The sequence below is a fragment of the Zoogloea sp. genome, from assembly GCF_017302315.1.
Taxonomy (GTDB): Bacteria; Pseudomonadota; Gammaproteobacteria; order Burkholderiales; family Rhodocyclaceae; genus Zoogloea.
Window position 1 is genome coordinate 11,420 of sequence record NZ_JAFLDT010000030.1, and the last position, 15,260, is coordinate 26,679.

At 62.4% G+C, this 15,260-nt stretch carries 12 protein-coding genes and 2 tRNA genes; 4 read left to right on the forward strand and 10 right to left on the reverse strand.

The genetic code is table 11. The features are described 5' to 3' along the window. The first annotated feature begins 114 nt into the window (after positions 1-114). Both J0L98_RS10750 and leuA read left to right on the forward strand, forming a co-directional pair. Positions 115-1,563 carry a hypothetical protein gene (locus tag J0L98_RS10750; RefSeq protein WP_296411804.1) on the forward strand — a complete coding sequence of 483 codons (1,449 nt, stop codon included), beginning with the start codon at positions 115-117 and terminating at the stop codon, positions 1,561-1,563. A gap of 361 nt (positions 1,564-1,924) precedes the next feature. Next, positions 1,925-3,616, forward strand: a complete 1,692-nt coding sequence (gene leuA / locus J0L98_RS10755; RefSeq protein ID WP_296411805.1) for a 2-isopropylmalate synthase — start codon at positions 1,925-1,927, stop codon at positions 3,614-3,616. A 73-nt stretch (positions 3,617-3,689) separates the two neighbouring features. Here the strand turns inward: leuA and J0L98_RS10760 are convergent, their stop codons facing one another. Continuing rightward, positions 3,690-4,973, reverse strand: coding sequence for an aminotransferase class I/II-fold pyridoxal phosphate-dependent enzyme (locus J0L98_RS10760; protein WP_296405579.1), 1,284 nt, complete (start codon positions 4,971-4,973; stop codon positions 3,690-3,692). Between the two features lie 826 nt (positions 4,974-5,799). On the opposite strand from J0L98_RS10760, the gene J0L98_RS10765 reads away from it, so the two are divergent. Both J0L98_RS10765 and J0L98_RS10770 read left to right on the forward strand, forming a co-directional pair. Beyond that, positions 5,800-6,462 (forward strand): AAA family ATPase, encoded by a 663-nt coding sequence (locus tag J0L98_RS10765; protein WP_296411806.1) that lies wholly within the window; start codon positions 5,800-5,802, stop codon positions 6,460-6,462. Beyond that, on the forward strand, positions 6,459-7,178 hold the full coding sequence (locus tag J0L98_RS10770; protein WP_296411807.1) for a hypothetical protein: 720 nt from the start codon (positions 6,459-6,461) through the stop codon (positions 7,176-7,178). The genes J0L98_RS10765 and J0L98_RS10770 overlap by 4 nt, the downstream gene beginning before the upstream one ends. 11 nt (positions 7,179-7,189) lie before the next feature. On the opposite strand, the gene pabB is transcribed toward J0L98_RS10770, so the two are convergent. The 9 genes from pabB to J0L98_RS10815 all read right to left on the reverse strand — a co-directional run bounded on the left by pabB (position 7,190) and on the right by J0L98_RS10815 (position 15,256). Continuing rightward, positions 7,190-8,980: an aminodeoxychorismate synthase component I gene (gene pabB / locus J0L98_RS10775; RefSeq protein ID WP_296411808.1), complete on the reverse strand. Its 1,791-nt coding sequence runs from the start codon at positions 8,978-8,980 to the stop codon at positions 7,190-7,192. A 170-nt stretch (positions 8,981-9,150) separates the two neighbouring features. After that, positions 9,151-10,308, reverse strand: coding sequence for a polyphosphate kinase 2 (ppk2, locus tag J0L98_RS10780; RefSeq protein ID WP_296411809.1), 1,158 nt, complete (start codon positions 10,306-10,308; stop codon positions 9,151-9,153). 137 nt (positions 10,309-10,445) lie between these two features. Continuing rightward, the gene (locus J0L98_RS10785; RefSeq protein WP_296411810.1) at positions 10,446-11,369 is read right to left on the reverse strand and encodes a hypothetical protein; all 924 of its coding nucleotides are present in this window, start codon (positions 11,367-11,369) and stop codon (positions 10,446-10,448) included. A gap of 183 nt (positions 11,370-11,552) precedes the next feature. Continuing rightward, a complete protein-coding gene (gene moaA, locus J0L98_RS10790; RefSeq protein WP_365954623.1) occupies positions 11,553-12,554 on the reverse strand; it encodes a GTP 3',8-cyclase MoaA in 1,002 nt (333 codons plus the stop codon). A gap of 323 nt (positions 12,555-12,877) precedes the next feature. After that, entirely contained in the window at positions 12,878-13,381 is a 504-nt protein-coding gene (locus tag J0L98_RS10795) for an IPTL-CTERM sorting domain-containing protein (protein WP_296411812.1), read from the reverse strand. Between the two features lie 89 nt (positions 13,382-13,470). Beyond that, positions 13,471-14,070 carry an exosortase H-associated membrane protein gene (locus tag J0L98_RS10800; protein WP_296411813.1) on the reverse strand — a complete coding sequence of 200 codons (600 nt, stop codon included), beginning with the start codon at positions 14,068-14,070 and terminating at the stop codon, positions 13,471-13,473. Positions 14,071-14,074: 4 nt separating this feature from the next. Continuing rightward, positions 14,075-14,596 carry an exosortase H gene (gene xrtH / locus J0L98_RS10805; RefSeq protein ID WP_296411814.1) on the reverse strand — a complete coding sequence of 174 codons (522 nt, stop codon included), beginning with the start codon at positions 14,594-14,596 and terminating at the stop codon, positions 14,075-14,077. 166 nt (positions 14,597-14,762) lie between these two features. Continuing rightward, positions 14,763-14,838: transfer RNA gene (locus J0L98_RS10810), tRNA-Asn, on the reverse strand. A 342-nt stretch (positions 14,839-15,180) separates the two neighbouring features. Further along, a tRNA-Asn gene (locus tag J0L98_RS10815) sits at positions 15,181-15,256 on the reverse strand. Between the last annotated feature and the right edge of the window lie 4 nt (positions 15,257-15,260).

Here is a 15,260-nt window from a genome sequence, read left to right on the forward strand (position 1 = left end):
CCGCTCGGCTGCCCGAAGTTGCCGATGTTCCTTTGTGCTACCATCGGCACGCGTAAAAATACGTTTCAGTCACGCTGTCGTGGAGGCGCAGGGTTCGATATGGGGGGTGGCTCGGTGGTTCAGAATGCGCATCCGCTCCTGCATCCTGACGCGCTCGCGCAAACCCTCACCGACATTGCCACCAACGCGGCGCCCACGGCCATCGTTGAGCTCATCCGGTGGCTGGACTCCTTCCACTACGAAGCCGAGTTGCCCGTTTCCGAGCTTGCCCGGCTGGTGGTCACCCTGGATGAGGCTGCCCAGCCCCAGTTGCGTCAGGCGGCCGGTCTATATCTTTCAAATGCCTTCGGGTCCCGGAGTGTGCGTTACAAGGCGCTGGGCCGGGATTTCCACGCCAGCCTCGGGCGAGCATATGATCTCGTGCTCGCGAGCTTGCATGGTGATGCGGCGCTTGCCCCGGGGGGCGCGCTGCGAACGGAGATCCTGCTGCGTTCGGTGCGCAGTGCCGCCGGGGAAATGAAATGGGCGGCCTTCGACTATCAGGGCCTGGCGCCGGAGGTATGGCTGCGTGCGGGCGGTGCCTTTCGTTCGGCCAGTGCCACTGGAGAGCTCAATACGCCCGTCGCCATCCGTGAGGGCAGGGAGACGCGTTCGACCATCGGCCGCGAATTCGTCCGTCTTGTGGCCTTGCAGTGCGCCAGCCTCGATCAGTTGTCTCCGGAGCGTATTGAGGCCACCGACAAGCTTGTTCGGTACCTGCAGCACTCGCTCGAGCTGAGTAGCGTACCGGTCCAGGGCGGCTTGTTCGCCATTGATCTGGACACCCTTGGGCCTCCGCGGCGTTGCCTGAGCGTGCCCGAAGCCCCTTCAGCGGCCTTGCGTTTCTTCCGTCCAGCCGATGCGGTATCGATGCTCGACGAGCTGCAACAAACCCTCGTGGAGGCCGCCAGTGCACCTGCATTTGCGGGCTTGAGCCTGCCGTCCGTGACGGCCACCATTCGCCACCTGTCACGGCAATGGGGGCCCCAGCCGCCGATGCGCCAATACCGGCGGCATGCCGTACAAGGGCAACTGGCGCTCGCAACGGGGCTGGGCTTCATCCGGTCATTGCTGTCGGGAGAGGCGCAGCTTCGGCCGGCCGCGGCGTGGTCGCTGATGGATGCGAGTCGAAACGGCTTTGGTGTCGCCTCTTCAATGATGGACCCGGAAGTATGCCGGGTGGGGGCGCTGGTGGGCGCCCACGTCGGTGAGACCGGGCGCTGGATTCTTGCGCTGGTGCGCCGGGTTCGCTTCAGCGACCACACCGGTGCGGCCGTAGGCCTGCAGACCATTTCCAGTGATCCGCAGCAGGTTGTTCTTGATGATGGTAGCCGTAGCTGGAGCGGCATCCTGTGCGATCCGGTGGTGCGCGGACGTGGCGTCAGGGTCGTATGCGAGCCGGGTTTCATGCGTTCCGAAGGGCAGGTCTTTGCCCGGCTTGGCCCGCGCATGGTCAAGTTGGAGCCCGGACGTGTGCTGGCGGGGGGGCCGGGCTACCAGATCATCGGCTGTAACGTTGCATAGCGGATGAGTATCGCGTCAATTGTTTGACGCGGTGTCGCCAAGCTGCTAATTTCCGTCCATGACCTCCAGGCAACAGACCACGCTTCTCTCCCTACTGGCCCTCCCCGGGCTGGGTCTGCTGCTGCCCTGACGGGCACACATCTATTCCCCTTCCTGTTGTCGTAAACGTCGCCCTTGCCGGCGAAATGCGTCATTGAACGCGCCCTCCACGGAGCCTCACCATGTTCACGCTGAACCCTGTCCTGCCGTCCCTACGACTGCGTCCCGGTTGCCAGGCCACGAGCCCGCGGCAGTCTGGCAGCCCCGCGTCCGCATCCGAACACCCGAACCGTTTCCGACGAAAGCAAAGGACAAGATCATCATGTTGAAGAACCCGAACACCAAGTATTCCGCCTTCCCTCCGGTCGCCCTCACCGACCGCCAGTGGCCCAGCCGCACGATCACCCATCCGCCGATCTGGATGAGTACCGATCTTCGCGACGGCAATCAGGCGCTCTTCGAGCCCATGAACCCCGCTCGCAAGTTGCAGATGTTCCGCAAGCTCGTGGCCATCGGTTTCAAGGAAATCGAAGTGGCCTTCCCTTCGGCGTCCCAGACCGACTTCGACTTTGTGCGCAAGCTCATCGAGGAGAACGAGGTTCCCGATGATGTGACCATCGAAGTCCTCAGCCAGGCTCGCGAGCACCTCATCCGCCGCACCATGGAGTCCCTCAAGGGGGCCCGTCGCGCCATCGTCCATATCTACAACGCCACCTCGCCGGTCTTCCGCGAGACGGTGTTTGGCATGAGCAAGGACGAGGTCAAGGCGCTTGCCGTGGATAGCGTGACTCTCGTCAAGCAGCTCGCCGCCGAGCAGCCGGAGACCGAGTTCATCCTCGAGTACAGTCCGGAGACCTTCACCGCCACCGAACTCGCCTTCGCCAAGGAGGTGTGTGATGCCGTGGTGGCCGCCTGGGATCCGCAGCCGGGCGAGAAGGTCATCATCAACCTCCCTTCCACCGTTGAGGTTGCCGGCCCGAACGTTTACGCAGACCAGATCGAGTGGATGAACCGCAACCTTGCCCGGCGCGAGCAGATCGTCCTCAGCCTTCACCCCCACAATGACCGGGGCACGGCTGTGGCTGCGGCAGAGCTTGGCATGCTTGCGGGTGCTGACCGGGTCGAGGGCTGTCTCTTCGGTAACGGTGAGCGAACCGGCAACGTGGACATCGTGACCCTTGCCTTGAACATCTACACCCAGGGCATTCATCCGGGCCTTGATTTCTCCGACATCAACGATGTGGCCCGGGTGGCGGAGGAGTGCACCCAGTTGCCCATCCATCCGCGTCACCCGTATGTGGGCGATCTCGTGTTCACGGCTTTCTCGGGCTCTCACCAGGATGCCATCAAGAAGGGCTTCGAGGTGCAGCGTACCGACGCCCCGTGGGCGGTGCCCTACATGCCCATCGATCCCCTCGACGTGGGGCGTACCTACGACTCGGTGATCCGCGTGAACAGCCAGTCGGGCAAGGGGGGTGTAGCCCATTTGCTCCAGGCCCACTACGGCCTCGTGATGCCACGGCGGATGCAGGTGGAGTTCAGTGCCGCGGTGCAGCGGCTCACCGACGAGACCGGCCAGGAAGTGGATGCCCATCAGTTGTGGACCCTTTTCGGTCGTGAATACCTTGAGGCCGATGCGCCGATCCGTTACGTCACCCATCACCTCTTCGAGGCCGGCAGCCGCCAGGGCATCCGCATCGAGGCCGAGGTGAAGGGACGCACTGTGGAGTTCGTCGGCGAAGGCAATGGCCCGGTGGAGGCGGCGGTGGCGGCTATCGGCGTGCCGATCCGTGTGCAGAGCTTCGAGGAGCGCTCGATGGGCGAGGGGGCTGATGCGGCGGCCATGTGCATCGTCGAGGTGGCCATGGACGGCATGGCGGGCAGCCGCTTCGGTGCGGGCATGCATCGCAACACCGTGACGGCGTCGGTGCGGGCGATCATTAGCGCGGCGAATCGCGCTGGCGTCCATGTCGAGCCCGTTGCCGCGGAAGATGCGGTGGGCTGCACGGCCTGATTCCTGATGGTGGTCTGAAATGAAAAACGCCGGATTTGAGATCCGGCGTTTTTCTTTGGTGGTGCAGGGGCGATCAGACGGCCGCTAGGGCCTGGTCCAGGTCGGCCAGGATGTCGTCAATGTGCTCGATGCCGATGGACAGGCGCACCATGTCTTCCGACACACCGGCCTTCTTCATCTCTTCCGGCGAGAGCTGGCGGTGGGTGGTGGACGCCGGGTGGCAGGCCAGGCTCTTGCTGTCACCGATGTTCACGAGGCGGGTCACCAGCTTGAGTGCGTCCTGGAAGCGGCCGCCGGCCGCCTGGCCGTTGCCATCGGCGCTCTTCACGCCGAAGTTGAGGATGCCGGAGGCGCGGCCGCCCATGTACTTCTGCACCAGCGCGTGGTCGGGATGGTCGGGCAGGCCGGCGTAGTTGACCCACGCGACCTTGGCGTGCCCCTTCAGGAACTCGGCCACCTTCAGCGTACTTTCGCAGATCCGGTCCATGCGCAGGGCCAGCGTTTCGACGCCCTGCAGGATCAGGAAGGCGTTGAAGGGGCTGATGGCGGCGCCCATGTTGCGCAGGGGGACGACACGGGCGCGGGCGATGTAGGCCGCGGGGCCGAGGGCTTCGGTGTAGACCACGCCGTGGTAGGAGACGTCCGGCTCGTTCAGGCGGCGGAAGCGCTCCTTGTGCTCGGCCCAGGGGAATTTGCCGCTATCGACGATGATGCCGCCGATGGAGGTGCCATGGCCGCCGATGTACTTGGTGAGCGAATGCACCACGATGTCGGCGCCGTGCTCGATGGGGCGGCACAGGTAGGGCGAGGGCACGGTGTTGTCCACAATCAGCGGAATGCCGTGGGCGTGGGCGATGGCCGCCAGCGCTTCGAAATCGGTGATGTTGCCCAGCGGGTTGCCAACCGATTCGCAGAAGATGGCCTTGGTGCGGGCGTCGATCAGCGGGGCGAAGGAGGCCGGGTCGCGGTGGTCGGCAAAGCGCACGTTGATGCCGATCTGCGGCAGGGTGTGGGCGAACAGGTTGTAGGTGCCGCCGTAGAGCGTGGAGGCGGAGACGATGTTGTCGCCGGCTTCCGCGATGGTCTGGATCGAGTAGGTGATGGCGGCCATGCCGGAGGCCAGGGCCAGGCCGGCAATACCGCCTTCCATGGCTGCCACCCGGGCTTCGAGCACCGCTTGGGTGGGGTTCATGATGCGAGTGTAGATGTTGCCCGCCACCTTCAGGTCGAACAGGTCGGCTCCGTGCTGGGTGTCGTCGAAGGCATAGGAGGTGGTCTGGTAGATGGGAACGGCCACGGCCTTGGTGGTCGGGTCCGGGCTGTAGCCGCCGTGTACTGCCAGTGTCTCGATTTTCATTGGTGTTTTTCTCCGGTTGAAATGCGTTCGGGCCGATGGGAAGGTGTCTTGCGTCCGGGTTTTCCCTGATCTGCTTCCGGGAATGGCCCTCTCCCAATCGTGGGTTTATTGGTCGATAATAAACAAAGTGTCGCGGAAAATGCCCGGATTATGCTGTTTCCTGCAGACACGTCAAAAAAATAATGGAGGGGACAAATGGAACTCAAGGGACGCAATGCGACCTGGCTTGAACTCGCTGTTGCACCGCTCTGGCGCCTGGGGCAAACCCAGGTGCGTCTGCATGCGCTGAACGGCGGGCGGGAATGCTGTGTGGGTATTACCGTGGATGACCGATGGCTTTGTGCCAATGATGGCAGGCTCACTGTTTTTGGGTGTCGGGACTCGGCCGTTCGCTTTCTCGAACTGCTGCGGATAGATCACATGGAAGAGGGTGAGCCGGCAGATATGTCGGCAGATTGCGGTTGTGAGAAAGTCCAATGCCTACGTCTTGGAAGTCGTGGCCTCAGGGAGTGTGACGGCAGCAATCTCCGTCCTGCTCCCTCGGGCCCAAGACGAATCGTCATTCAGTCACGTCCCCGGCGAGCTTCCTTCGGTAGCGATTTCATGCGTTGAGCTCGCTTCGCTGGTTTTGGTTTTTCCTTGCGCCTCGGCCTCTCGCCGGGGCGTTTTGCTATGTGGGTGCCGGGGGCAGGTTCTCCATCCCCTGCCTTGTGTTTCACCTGTATTTTCTTCTCCGTGCCGTCCGCTATCCGCTCAGCCCCTTGCGATAGCTTGTGTTGCGCGCAGGTTTTAGTAAAATAATACGGTATTACCTATTGGAGGCGTTGTGGGAAGAGCCAAGGTTGTGACTGTGCTGTCCCAGAAGGGCGGTGCCGGGAAGTCCACACTGACCATGCAACTGGCTGGTGGTTTGGTGCGCAAGGGGCTGAGGGTGGTTGTGATCGATCTCGATCCTCAGGAGACAGCCTTGCGGTGGTCCCACGCGGCGCCAGAGGGTACGCCCTTCCCGGCAACGGTGATCCAGCTTGGTACGGCCATTGATGGGCTCGGAGGATGCTTGCGTAAGATCGTCCGGGAGGGGGGCATTGTGCTGCTCGACTGTCCGCCTTCCATCGAGCACCCGGCTACCGTTGCCGCCCTGCAGGAGGCCGACGTGGCTTTGGTGCCTGTGGTGCCCAGCCCGGCGGACCTATGGTCGACGAAAGGCGTTGAGCGCCTGATCCTTCAGGTTCAGGCCAGTCGCAAGGGGCTGCGCGCCGCGCTGGTGCCGAACCGTGTGGTACGGACGAATCTGGCCTGGGATGTTCTCGAGGTGATGCGAGACTTTTCCTTGCCCGTCCTGGGGGCTGCCTTGTCCCAACGAAATGCCTTCGCCCAGAGTGCCGTCATCGGTGGAACCGTTTACCAACTAGGCCGCGGAGGGGCGGATGCCGCCCGTGAAGTGGACAAACTGGTTGTTGAAGTACTGAAACTGACAGGAGAGAAATGATGAACACCAAGACCAAGTCTGCCCTGCGTTCCACGCTGCAGAAAGAAAACGAAGCCCTTGAGGCTCGTTTGCCCGATCCGGTTCAGGACGCCGCGGGCGCCCCGACCCCGGCACCCGCTGACCCGGTGGCGGTTGAGGCGGTTGCGCCGTCCATCGCTGCCGAGCCTGTTGCTGTCGCCGCGCAGACGCCTGCGAAGCCGGCCACCGCGCCGAAAGCTGCGAAGCCCGCAGCTTCACCGAAGCCTGCCAAGCCTGCCGTGTCACCGAAGCCTGCGAAGCCGGCTGCCGAATCCAAGCCTGCCGGTGGCGCTGAGAAGGTGACTGCCCCGGCCGTCAAGAAGGCCGCCGCCACGCCTGCTGCGCGCAGCAAGGCGGTTGCGCCCAAGCCTGCGCCAGCGGCCAAGGCCGAGAAGCCGCCGAAAAGCGTCAAGCTCGAGAAGGCGGAGAAGCCCGTCAAGGCAGAGAAGGCCGTGAAGGCTGACAAGCCGGTGAAGGCCAGCCGTGAGAAGGTTGTGAGGGATTCCTTTTCGATGCCGAAAAGCGAGCATACCCAACTCAAGCAGCTACGTGAGACCCTGGCCAAGGCCGGACGGATCTGCACCAAGTCTGAGCTGTTGCGCGCCGGCGTCCAGCTTCTGCTGAAAGAGGACGTGACGGGTATCCGGACACTCGTCGAGCGTCTGGTCGTGGTACCCAAGGGCAAAGGCGCAAAGTAAGGCCGGATCGTTCAGGTTGACGTGGGGGGCTGCTCCGCGGTCTCAAGCCGCACGCGGATCAGGCCCCTCAGGCCGTTGCCCATGAACAGGGCGTCAGCCCGCAGGAGGTCGTCCATCCTCAGGCGGGCCTCCATCGCTTTGCCTTCCTTGAGCAGACGCTGACGCAGCACGCCGTTGAGCAGACCCGCCTCAAGCGGGGGGGTCAGCAATACACCCTTCTTTTCCACGAAGAGATTGCTTCGTGCGCCTTCCGTGAGTTCGCCCTTTTCATTCATGAACAAGGCGTCGAAGTGCCCCAGTGCGGTGACACGCGCAAGTTCGGCATCGTAGAGTGCGCGGGCGGTGGTTTTGTGCCGAAAGAGGGGCTCACCGCTATGGGTGAGCAGGGTTGACAGCACGATGCTCGGATCGGAGCCCGGTGCGCCATGCTCCAGGCGGGCGGTCTCCAGTGTGAAGTCACCCGCCTGCCCCAGGGTGACGCGAACGCGCGAAGCTTCGCCGGCGACGACGCTGTCGAGCAGATCGAGAAATCGGGGTTCATCAAAGGGGAATCCGAAAGTCCGTGCGGACGCCCGGATTCGCGCCAGGTGCTCGGGCAGGAAGGGGAAGGGCGTTTCTCCAGGTGTGTAGCGAAGGGTTTCGATGAGGCGAAGCCCTTTCGGCAGTTCGGTCAGAAAACGCGACTTCAGATGGCATTCGGTCCACTCCGCGGCGGGGAGGGAGTCATGGACCACGCCACTGCCGACGTTCAGACGGGCCTGACCGGACGGCTCCACCAGCAGGGTGCGAATCGGCACACTGAAGCGGAAATCACCCCCCGGGCGTATCCATCCGAGGGCGCCGCAGTACAGGCCGCGGGGCTCGGGTTCCAGTTCTCGGATGATCTCCATGGCACGGATCTTCGGTGCGCCGGTGATCGAACCGCAGGGGAAAAGGGCCGCGAAGATCTTGTCGAGGCTCGCCGTGACCGGTTCCGCAATGACCCGCGATGTCATCTGCCAGACGGTCGGGTAGGGATCGACGCGGAAGAGGTCTTCGACGCGGACGCCACCCGGTGGTGCCAGGCGCCCCATGTCATTGCGAATCAGGTCCACGATCATGACGTTTTCGGCCCGGTCCTTCGCCGAATCCGCGAGGACGTCAGGCGTGACGTGACGCGGTGCTGTGCCCTTCATGGGCTGGCTGCTCAGGGTGTTTCCCCGGCGCTCCAGGAAGAGTTCGGGCGATCGCGACAGGATGACGCCGCCGGGATGGCTGATGAACGCACCGTAGCGTACCGGCTGGGCTCGGCGGAGCGCCCGGTAAAGACTGGCGGGATCGCCAAACGTGCGACCCGACAAGGGAAAAGTGAAGTTGACCTGGTAGCAGTCACCCTCCTCGATGTATTTGCGAATCCGCGTAATGCAGGCCAGATACTCATTTTCAAGGATGTGCGCTTCCAGTTGGCTGGTGCCACCCGCTACCGTTATTGCACGGGCGGTAAGCCAGGCATCGCAGGCATCGTCACTGAGCCACTCGCCATGCTCGAAGATCCAGCCCGTGAATAGGGGCGAACCGTTGGTGGGGGGGAGCAGGGGCCGCAGGCGGGGTTCGATCAGGTAACCGAGTTCGTAGGTGGCCGCAAGGGCTACCCAGGCGCCGTTGCGGGCGGCCTCTTCGAGGCGCAGCAGGGTGGCCTGCCAGTCATCGGTGTGTCGGCAGACGACACTCTCCCTCAGTTCGGTGAGGAGCCAGGTTCCGCTTGTATCGGGGCCGTCGAGATTGTTGTCGAAAAGGGCGAAGGTGGGGGGCTGGGCGTTCACGCGCCGCAGTTTAACTGTTCGCTACGGATTGGCGTAGTGGCGGAGCCGGAAAGGGGGCATGTGAGCGAGAACCGCATCCGGATCGGGGGAGCCCTGGCGCCGCCCGGAGGATCCGTGGCGGCGCCAGTGCCCTCCGGGCCGTGGGTGGCACGCCGGAGGGGCTTGAAGCGTTACAAGAGGGGGCTGCCGGCGTGTTCCCCGCGCTCGTACACCACGTGGGCACGACCGACCAGCAAGGGGTCCAGGGGGCCGATGTGCTCAATCTCCTTGTTCGTGTAGGGGAGCTTGTGGAGGATGTAGCGCATGGCGTTCAGGCGTGCCCGTTTCTTGCAGTCCGACTTGATCACCGTCCAGGGCGCGTCGGCCGTGTCGGTGTGGAAGAACATCGCTTCCTTGGCCTTGGTGTAGTCATCCCACTTGTCGAGGGAAGCAAGGTCAATGGGGCTGAGTTTCCACTGCTTGAGTGGGTGAGCCTCGCGTTCCTTGAAGCGGCGGCGCTGCTCTTCACGACTGACGGAAAACCAGAACTTGATGATGTGCACACCGCTACGGACAAGGTGACGTTCAAACTCGGGGGTCTGGCGCATGAACTCAAGGTACTCGTCCGGCGAGCAGAAGCCCATTACACGCTCCACGCCTGCCCGGTTGTACCAGGAGCGGTCAAACAGGGCGATCTCGCCGGCGGTGGGCAGATGCTGCACGTAGCGCTGGAAGTACCACTGGCCGCGTTCCGTTTCGGTGGGTTTTTCGAGGGCCACCACCTTGGCGCCCCGGGGGTTGAGGTGCTCCATGAAGCGCTTGATCGTACCGCCTTTGCCGGCGGCGTCCCGACCTTCAAAGAGGATGACCACCCGCTGCCCCGTCTCTTTGACCCACGCCTGGAGTTTGAGTAGCTCGACCTGAAGCCGGTACTTTTGCTTCTCGTAGGCCTTGCGGGACATCAGGTTTTTGTAGGGATAGGCGCCTTCCCGCCAGCCTTCGGCGAGTTCGTCATCGGGATGGGAAGGCAGCTTTTTGTAGACGGCTTCGTCCTCAGCGAGCAGGGCCTTGCGCAGAATGTTGGCGTCGTCGGGTGAGGCGCCGGCCATGATGGCCTGCAGGGTTTCGGCAATACTGTGGGTGTCGTGACGGGCCAGGGTGGCGACGATGTCGCTGACAGCGGAGAGCTTGGCATCCCGGGCGGCATCAACGGCCTCGTTGACCTCGAAATTCTCAATGGCGTCAGGCGTGTCCTTCGGTGCGGTGTCGCCCGAACTGGTGCGCCGGGCCGTCGGCTTGCGCGGCGCCTTGACTGGGGGTTGAGGGGCAGCGTCCGGTTTAGCGCTCATGGCTTTTCTTCCTTCTTCTTGGTGATTGCGGTCGGCGGGGGCTCGTCACCGCAAATCGAAGAGCGGCCTTGGCGAGCATGAGGTGTTCATCCGTCATTCTCTGGGAAGCGGCAATTCCCTGCAACGGCTATGGTTTTTCAGAGGGCGGAACGGGCTGCCCGTCGGGCGCAGCGCTCGGCATAGGCCCTGCAGCGTGCGATGTACTCGGTTGCACTCTTTGGCATGGGGGTGCGTGCCCGAGTGATGTAGCTCACCAGGTCGCGTCCCTGCTCAATGAGCAGGCGGCCGTCGGCAACGAGGTGCTGTTCCTCGAGATTGACCGGCATTGCGTCAGTGTTGAAGTGGCCGCACATGCGTTCGGCTGCGGTGACGAAACTGGTCCAGATGTCGAAGATGTCCGGATCGGTACGCAGGGTTTCGGTCTTGATCTTGGCAGCGCCGGCGAACTCATGGACGTGGGGCTCAACACCCTTGAAACAGGGCAGAGGTTCGAAGGTCTCGACCATCGCCTCCGCCAGCAGATCAATGTCGCGTAGTGTCATGGCGATCTTGACGTAGCGACTCTCGTAGAAATCCTCGAGGGGGATTGAGAACGCCTTGAAGGGCTCGCCCCACAGTTCATCGATGCCTTCTTCACCCGAACGGTGCAGCACCAGGCGGCCCAGACCCAGGGCTTCTTGCAGACAACGCCCGCATTCGCGCATCAGGGCATTGTCGGACTGGATCTCGATGCCCACGCTCTGCAACTCCACCAGCTTGGTGAAGATGTCTGCGGCCCGATTGAACAGGGCGCCTGCCAGCATGGCACCCTTGACACGGCGACGGTCGGAATCGGCTTCTTCCTCGTAGCTTTTTCGCGCCTCATTTAGACGGCTGCCGGGAATGTTGAGGCCGTGCTCCACATGATTGAAGAGACGGCGGGTCAGGGCGCCGATCAACTTACGCTTGGCCTGCAGGGTGTCTTCGGGAACCTTGTAGGTCTTGACCCAGTATCCTGAGTAAAAAACCCGTTCCCGCCCGTTGATGATCTGCTTGGTGCCTTCCGGAACGTCGTTGTCCATGGTCCGCTCTTGGCTAAGGTTGGGGGGGCGGCTTGGCCAGCTAATGGCTTTGTATCAATTTGCTGCAACACGAAATTTTGCACCATATCCGACCTGCTGACGCGGTCGACCAACAAATTCACCCTCGAAATGGGTAGCGTGTCACAGCTTGGCGGGCACTCCGCGCCTACGAGGGGGCCGGGTTCAGCCGCCGATATAGGACATTTCGATCTTGCGCAGGGCGGCTGTCTCCGCTGTGCGGATTTCGGAGTAGCGGTCGATGCGCTGGCGCCAGATGAGCCCGATGGCGGCCGAGATCTCGGCATCGCTGCGGCCCTCACGCATCAGGCTGCGAAGGTCGTGGCCACTTTGGGCGAAGAGGCAGGTGTACAGGCTTCCCTCCGTCGAAAGACGGGCCCTCGTGCACGTGGAACAGAAGGCCTGGGTAACCGAGGAGATGACGCCTATCTCGCCGCTGCCGTCAGCGAAGCGCCACCGTTCAGCTACTTCTCCGCTGTAGTTGGGATCAATCGGCTCAAGGGCATGTTTTTCGTGGATGCGTCGCACCACTTCGGCGGAGGGCACGACATCGTCCATTCGCCAGCCGTTGGAGCTCCCCACGTCCATGAACTCGATGAAGCGCAGGATATGCCCGGTACCCCGGAAGCGCTCGACCATGGGCAGGATTTCCTGATCATTGAGGCCCCGCTTGACCACCATGTTGATCTTGATGGGTCCGAGCCCCACTGCCTCGGCGGCCGCAATGCCCTTGAGAACATCCGCGACGGGCACATCCATGTCGTTCATGGCACGGAAGATCGTGTCGTCCAGGGAATCCAGGCTGACGGTGACGCGTCGTAATCCGGCTGCTTTCAGCATGCCTGCCTTTTTGGGTAGCAGGACGCCGTTTGTTGTAAGTGTCACCTCCATCTGCGGGATGGAGCCCAATTGGCTGATCAGCTGCTCCAGATTGCGCCGCAGCAGGGGCTCGCCGCCTGTCAGGCGTATCTTGGTGACCCCGTGGGCGGCGAACAGCCTCGCCAAACGGGTGATTTCCTCGAAGGACAACAGCGACTGGCGGGGCAGGAAGGCATAGTCCTTGTCGAATACCGATTTGGGCATGCAATACACGCAACGGAAGTTGCAGCGATCGGTCACCGAGATCCGCAGATCCCGCACGGGGCGTCCCCTGCTGTCCAGGAGCATGCCAGTGGCCGCGCTGAGTTCGGCCGGGATCGCCGGCTGTTGCCGGAGTTGGCGCTCGTCGGCCAGGGGAATCACGCGCTGGGTCATCGTGGTGTCGGGTGGGGCTGCACAGCGGATCTTATAGGCCGGTACGCCGAGGGAGCACCTTGTTCCGTGCTAAAAAACGCCCGCCTTTGTCGAAAATTATGGGGGCTGCCATGGCGAAGGGCAAGGCGGGCGGGGTGAGGGTGACAGAGCCGCATTCTGCGGCCGTGTTCTTGCGAGGGGCCGGAAAAACAAAAATGCCCACCGAGGTGGGCATTCATCAGGGCTTCAGGTGTGGATCAGCCCTGCTTGCGTCGCATCATGACCAAGGTGCTGGCAGCCATCAGGCCGGACAACAGGATCATGCCCCATTCGTTGAGGGTGGGGACGGATGTGGTGGTGGCAGTGGTCGTGCCAGGCGCCCATGTGAGGGTGCTCGCACCGTAGGTCGCGGTGTAGGGCGCGAGGCCTGAGAATGAAGTTGTTCCGTTGTTGCAACCGAAATTAAGATCCAGTGCAAAGTTCGGCGTGGAGTTGGCGGCCAAAAACGTACATTGAGCCTTGGTAAAGCTTTGGCCGGCGCCGGCTACGCCACCGGTGATGGTGATGGAGATGGATGTGGCATTGGCCAGCGAGAGCGTATTGCCTGACGCGGTGACAGTGTCGTCCCAGACCAGGGTGCCGCCACCGGTTTCACCGCCAGTGCCGGTGACAGTGAAGGTATGGGTCTGGATGGCGGCAAGGGCCGGCATGGAGATGGCTGCGACAGAGGCAACGATCGCCGATTTGAGCATTTTTTTCATTTGAGATTTTGTGCAAGTGAGGACTGCATATTTATAGCCGAGTTTACATTTTGTATCAAATGTTCTTCGGGTAGATGTTGATGCGGGTTTCAGTGTTTGCCCGACAGGCTGCCCTCGAGCAGCACCGTTGCCATCAATCTGCGGTCGAGGGCCAGCCACACCAGCACCGGGGCCAGGGCGGGAAAGATCAGGTAGCCGAACTGGTAGCCCGCCGCCACGAGGTTCATGCCCATGGCCGAGAAGCCCGCCTCACTGGCAACCTGGGGACCGGCCTGGACCGCGACTTGAAGCAGCCACGCAAAGGCGATGCTCCAGGCCTGGAACGGAATAAGAAGGGTCAGGCCCGCGGGCAGTTTCCACCATAGCTTGCGGGCTTGGCCACCCAGTAACAAGGCAGGCAGGAGGGCCGACCCATAGCAGTAGCTCAGCGCACGTATCTCGGGCGTCAGTTCGCCGACCTGGCGGTTTGGGGTGACGACCTTAAGGTTTGTGAGCAGGGCATGGTGAAGGCCCTCTCTTTCGATACCCAGCACCCAGGATGGAAACTGAAACTGCAAAGCCTTTCCGGCAAGCCAGGCAGGAGGCGCGACGACCCATTCGCGCGCCCAGTACCACAGGGCCAGCATCGGAATGAGCAGAAGTAAGGTGCGCAGGAAGAAGCCGCCGATGATGCTGAAGTGCTTCTCCATGCTCTCAGGCCTCGGCAACCAAGGGTGTGGAAGGGGGGGGTGGAAGCGTCCGCTGCGCCACGATACGGATCCAGACCAACCATACGATCAGCACGTCCAGCATGATTAGGGCCTGCCACAAATACAGGTGGGCAAACTCAAAGAAATCCTTGTCCCATCTTGCGAGATAAAACAGGGAGATGACTCGCAGGACGTTCACGGCCTGCACGGCCACACTGCCACCGAGTATGCCCAGCAGTTTGAGCTTCCACGGTGCGGGATAGGCAAGCATGGCGGCAAGCAGGATGATGCAGGCTTCGACGCCGTTGCAGCCTGCCTCCACAGAGACGCCTATACCGCTCCGTGTGTCCAACAGGATCTTGCCGTAAGACATGGCATTGGCGTCGAAGGCGCTCAGGAGAAAGGCGGTGATCCTGGTGAGTAGCGAAGTCCAAGGGAGGACAAACCACTGCTGGGCCGGTGCGGTGAGCTCCAGCACCATCAGGACGGGCAGCAGAAGCATGAAGACGAGAAGGAAGCGGGTCATTGCAAGCGCGGGTCCTGGGGGAAGGGCACGGAGAGTCTTCGCTCCTTGGTGCGGGAATCCGGAGAAGGATGCCCCAGCCTTGCCGCCCGCGCAAGGCTGGCCGCGTGCCACTGGGAGGCGCAAAACAAAAGGGCCAGCCCTTTACGGGTTGGCCCTTTGCTTGTCTTGGCTCCTCGACCTGGGCTCGAACCAGGGACCTACGGATTAACAGTCCGGCGCTCTACCGACTGAGCTATCGAGGAATTGAGTCAAATATTATAGACATGGAGCCCCTTGCAGTCAACATCATTGGGGCGTTGTGCCGCGTCTCAAGCTTGCTGGCCTGGGGCCGGTTGATCGTCGTGTGTCGGTCGTAAAGATGGCGGGCGGCTGGTGCGCAGGGCTTGCCATTGCTTTCCCGCTGGCTTGAAGCCGCTGAAGCGCGTTCTGCCCCTCGTCTGTGGGTTCGTGTCTTGGAGGGGGGAATCCGGTATCGGGTGTGGCCGTCGTCTCGCGAGCGGCCATGGTGGACGGAGACGGTCTTACGGACGAGGGGAAAAAGCAAGAGGCCAACCCATAAAGGGGTGACCTCTTGCTTGGATCTTTGGCTCCTCGACCTGGGCTCGAACCAGGGACCTACGGATTAACAGTCCGGCGCTCTACCGACTGAGCTATCGAGGAACAG

What these genes read in the sequence shown, in the direction of transcription:
- leuA (WP_296411805.1), top strand. Translation starts at nt 1,925, where the DNA reads ATGTTGAAGAACCCGAACACCAAGTATTCCGCCTTCCCTCCGGTCGCC.
- J0L98_RS10760 (WP_296405579.1), bottom strand. Translation starts at nt 4,973, where the DNA reads ATGAAAATCGAGACACTGGCAGTACACGGCGGCTACAGCCCGGACCCG.
- J0L98_RS10770 (WP_296411807.1), top strand. Translation starts at nt 6,459, where the DNA reads ATGATGAACACCAAGACCAAGTCTGCCCTGCGTTCCACGCTGCAGAAA.
- ppk2 (WP_296411809.1), bottom strand. Translation starts at nt 10,308, where the DNA reads ATGAGCGCTAAACCGGACGCTGCCCCTCAACCCCCAGTCAAGGCGCCG.
- J0L98_RS10785 (WP_296411810.1), bottom strand. Translation starts at nt 11,369, where the DNA reads ATGGACAACGACGTTCCGGAAGGCACCAAGCAGATCATCAACGGGCGG.
- moaA (WP_365954623.1), bottom strand. Translation starts at nt 12,554, where the DNA reads ATGCTCCTGGACAGCAGGGGACGCCCCGTGCGGGATCTGCGGATCTCG.
- J0L98_RS10795 (WP_296411812.1), bottom strand. Translation starts at nt 13,381, where the DNA reads ATGAAAAAAATGCTCAAATCGGCGATCGTTGCCTCTGTCGCAGCCATC.
- J0L98_RS10800 (WP_296411813.1), bottom strand. Translation starts at nt 14,070, where the DNA reads ATGGAGAAGCACTTCAGCATCATCGGCGGCTTCTTCCTGCGCACCTTA.
- xrtH (WP_296411814.1), bottom strand. Translation starts at nt 14,596, where the DNA reads ATGACCCGCTTCCTTCTCGTCTTCATGCTTCTGCTGCCCGTCCTGATG.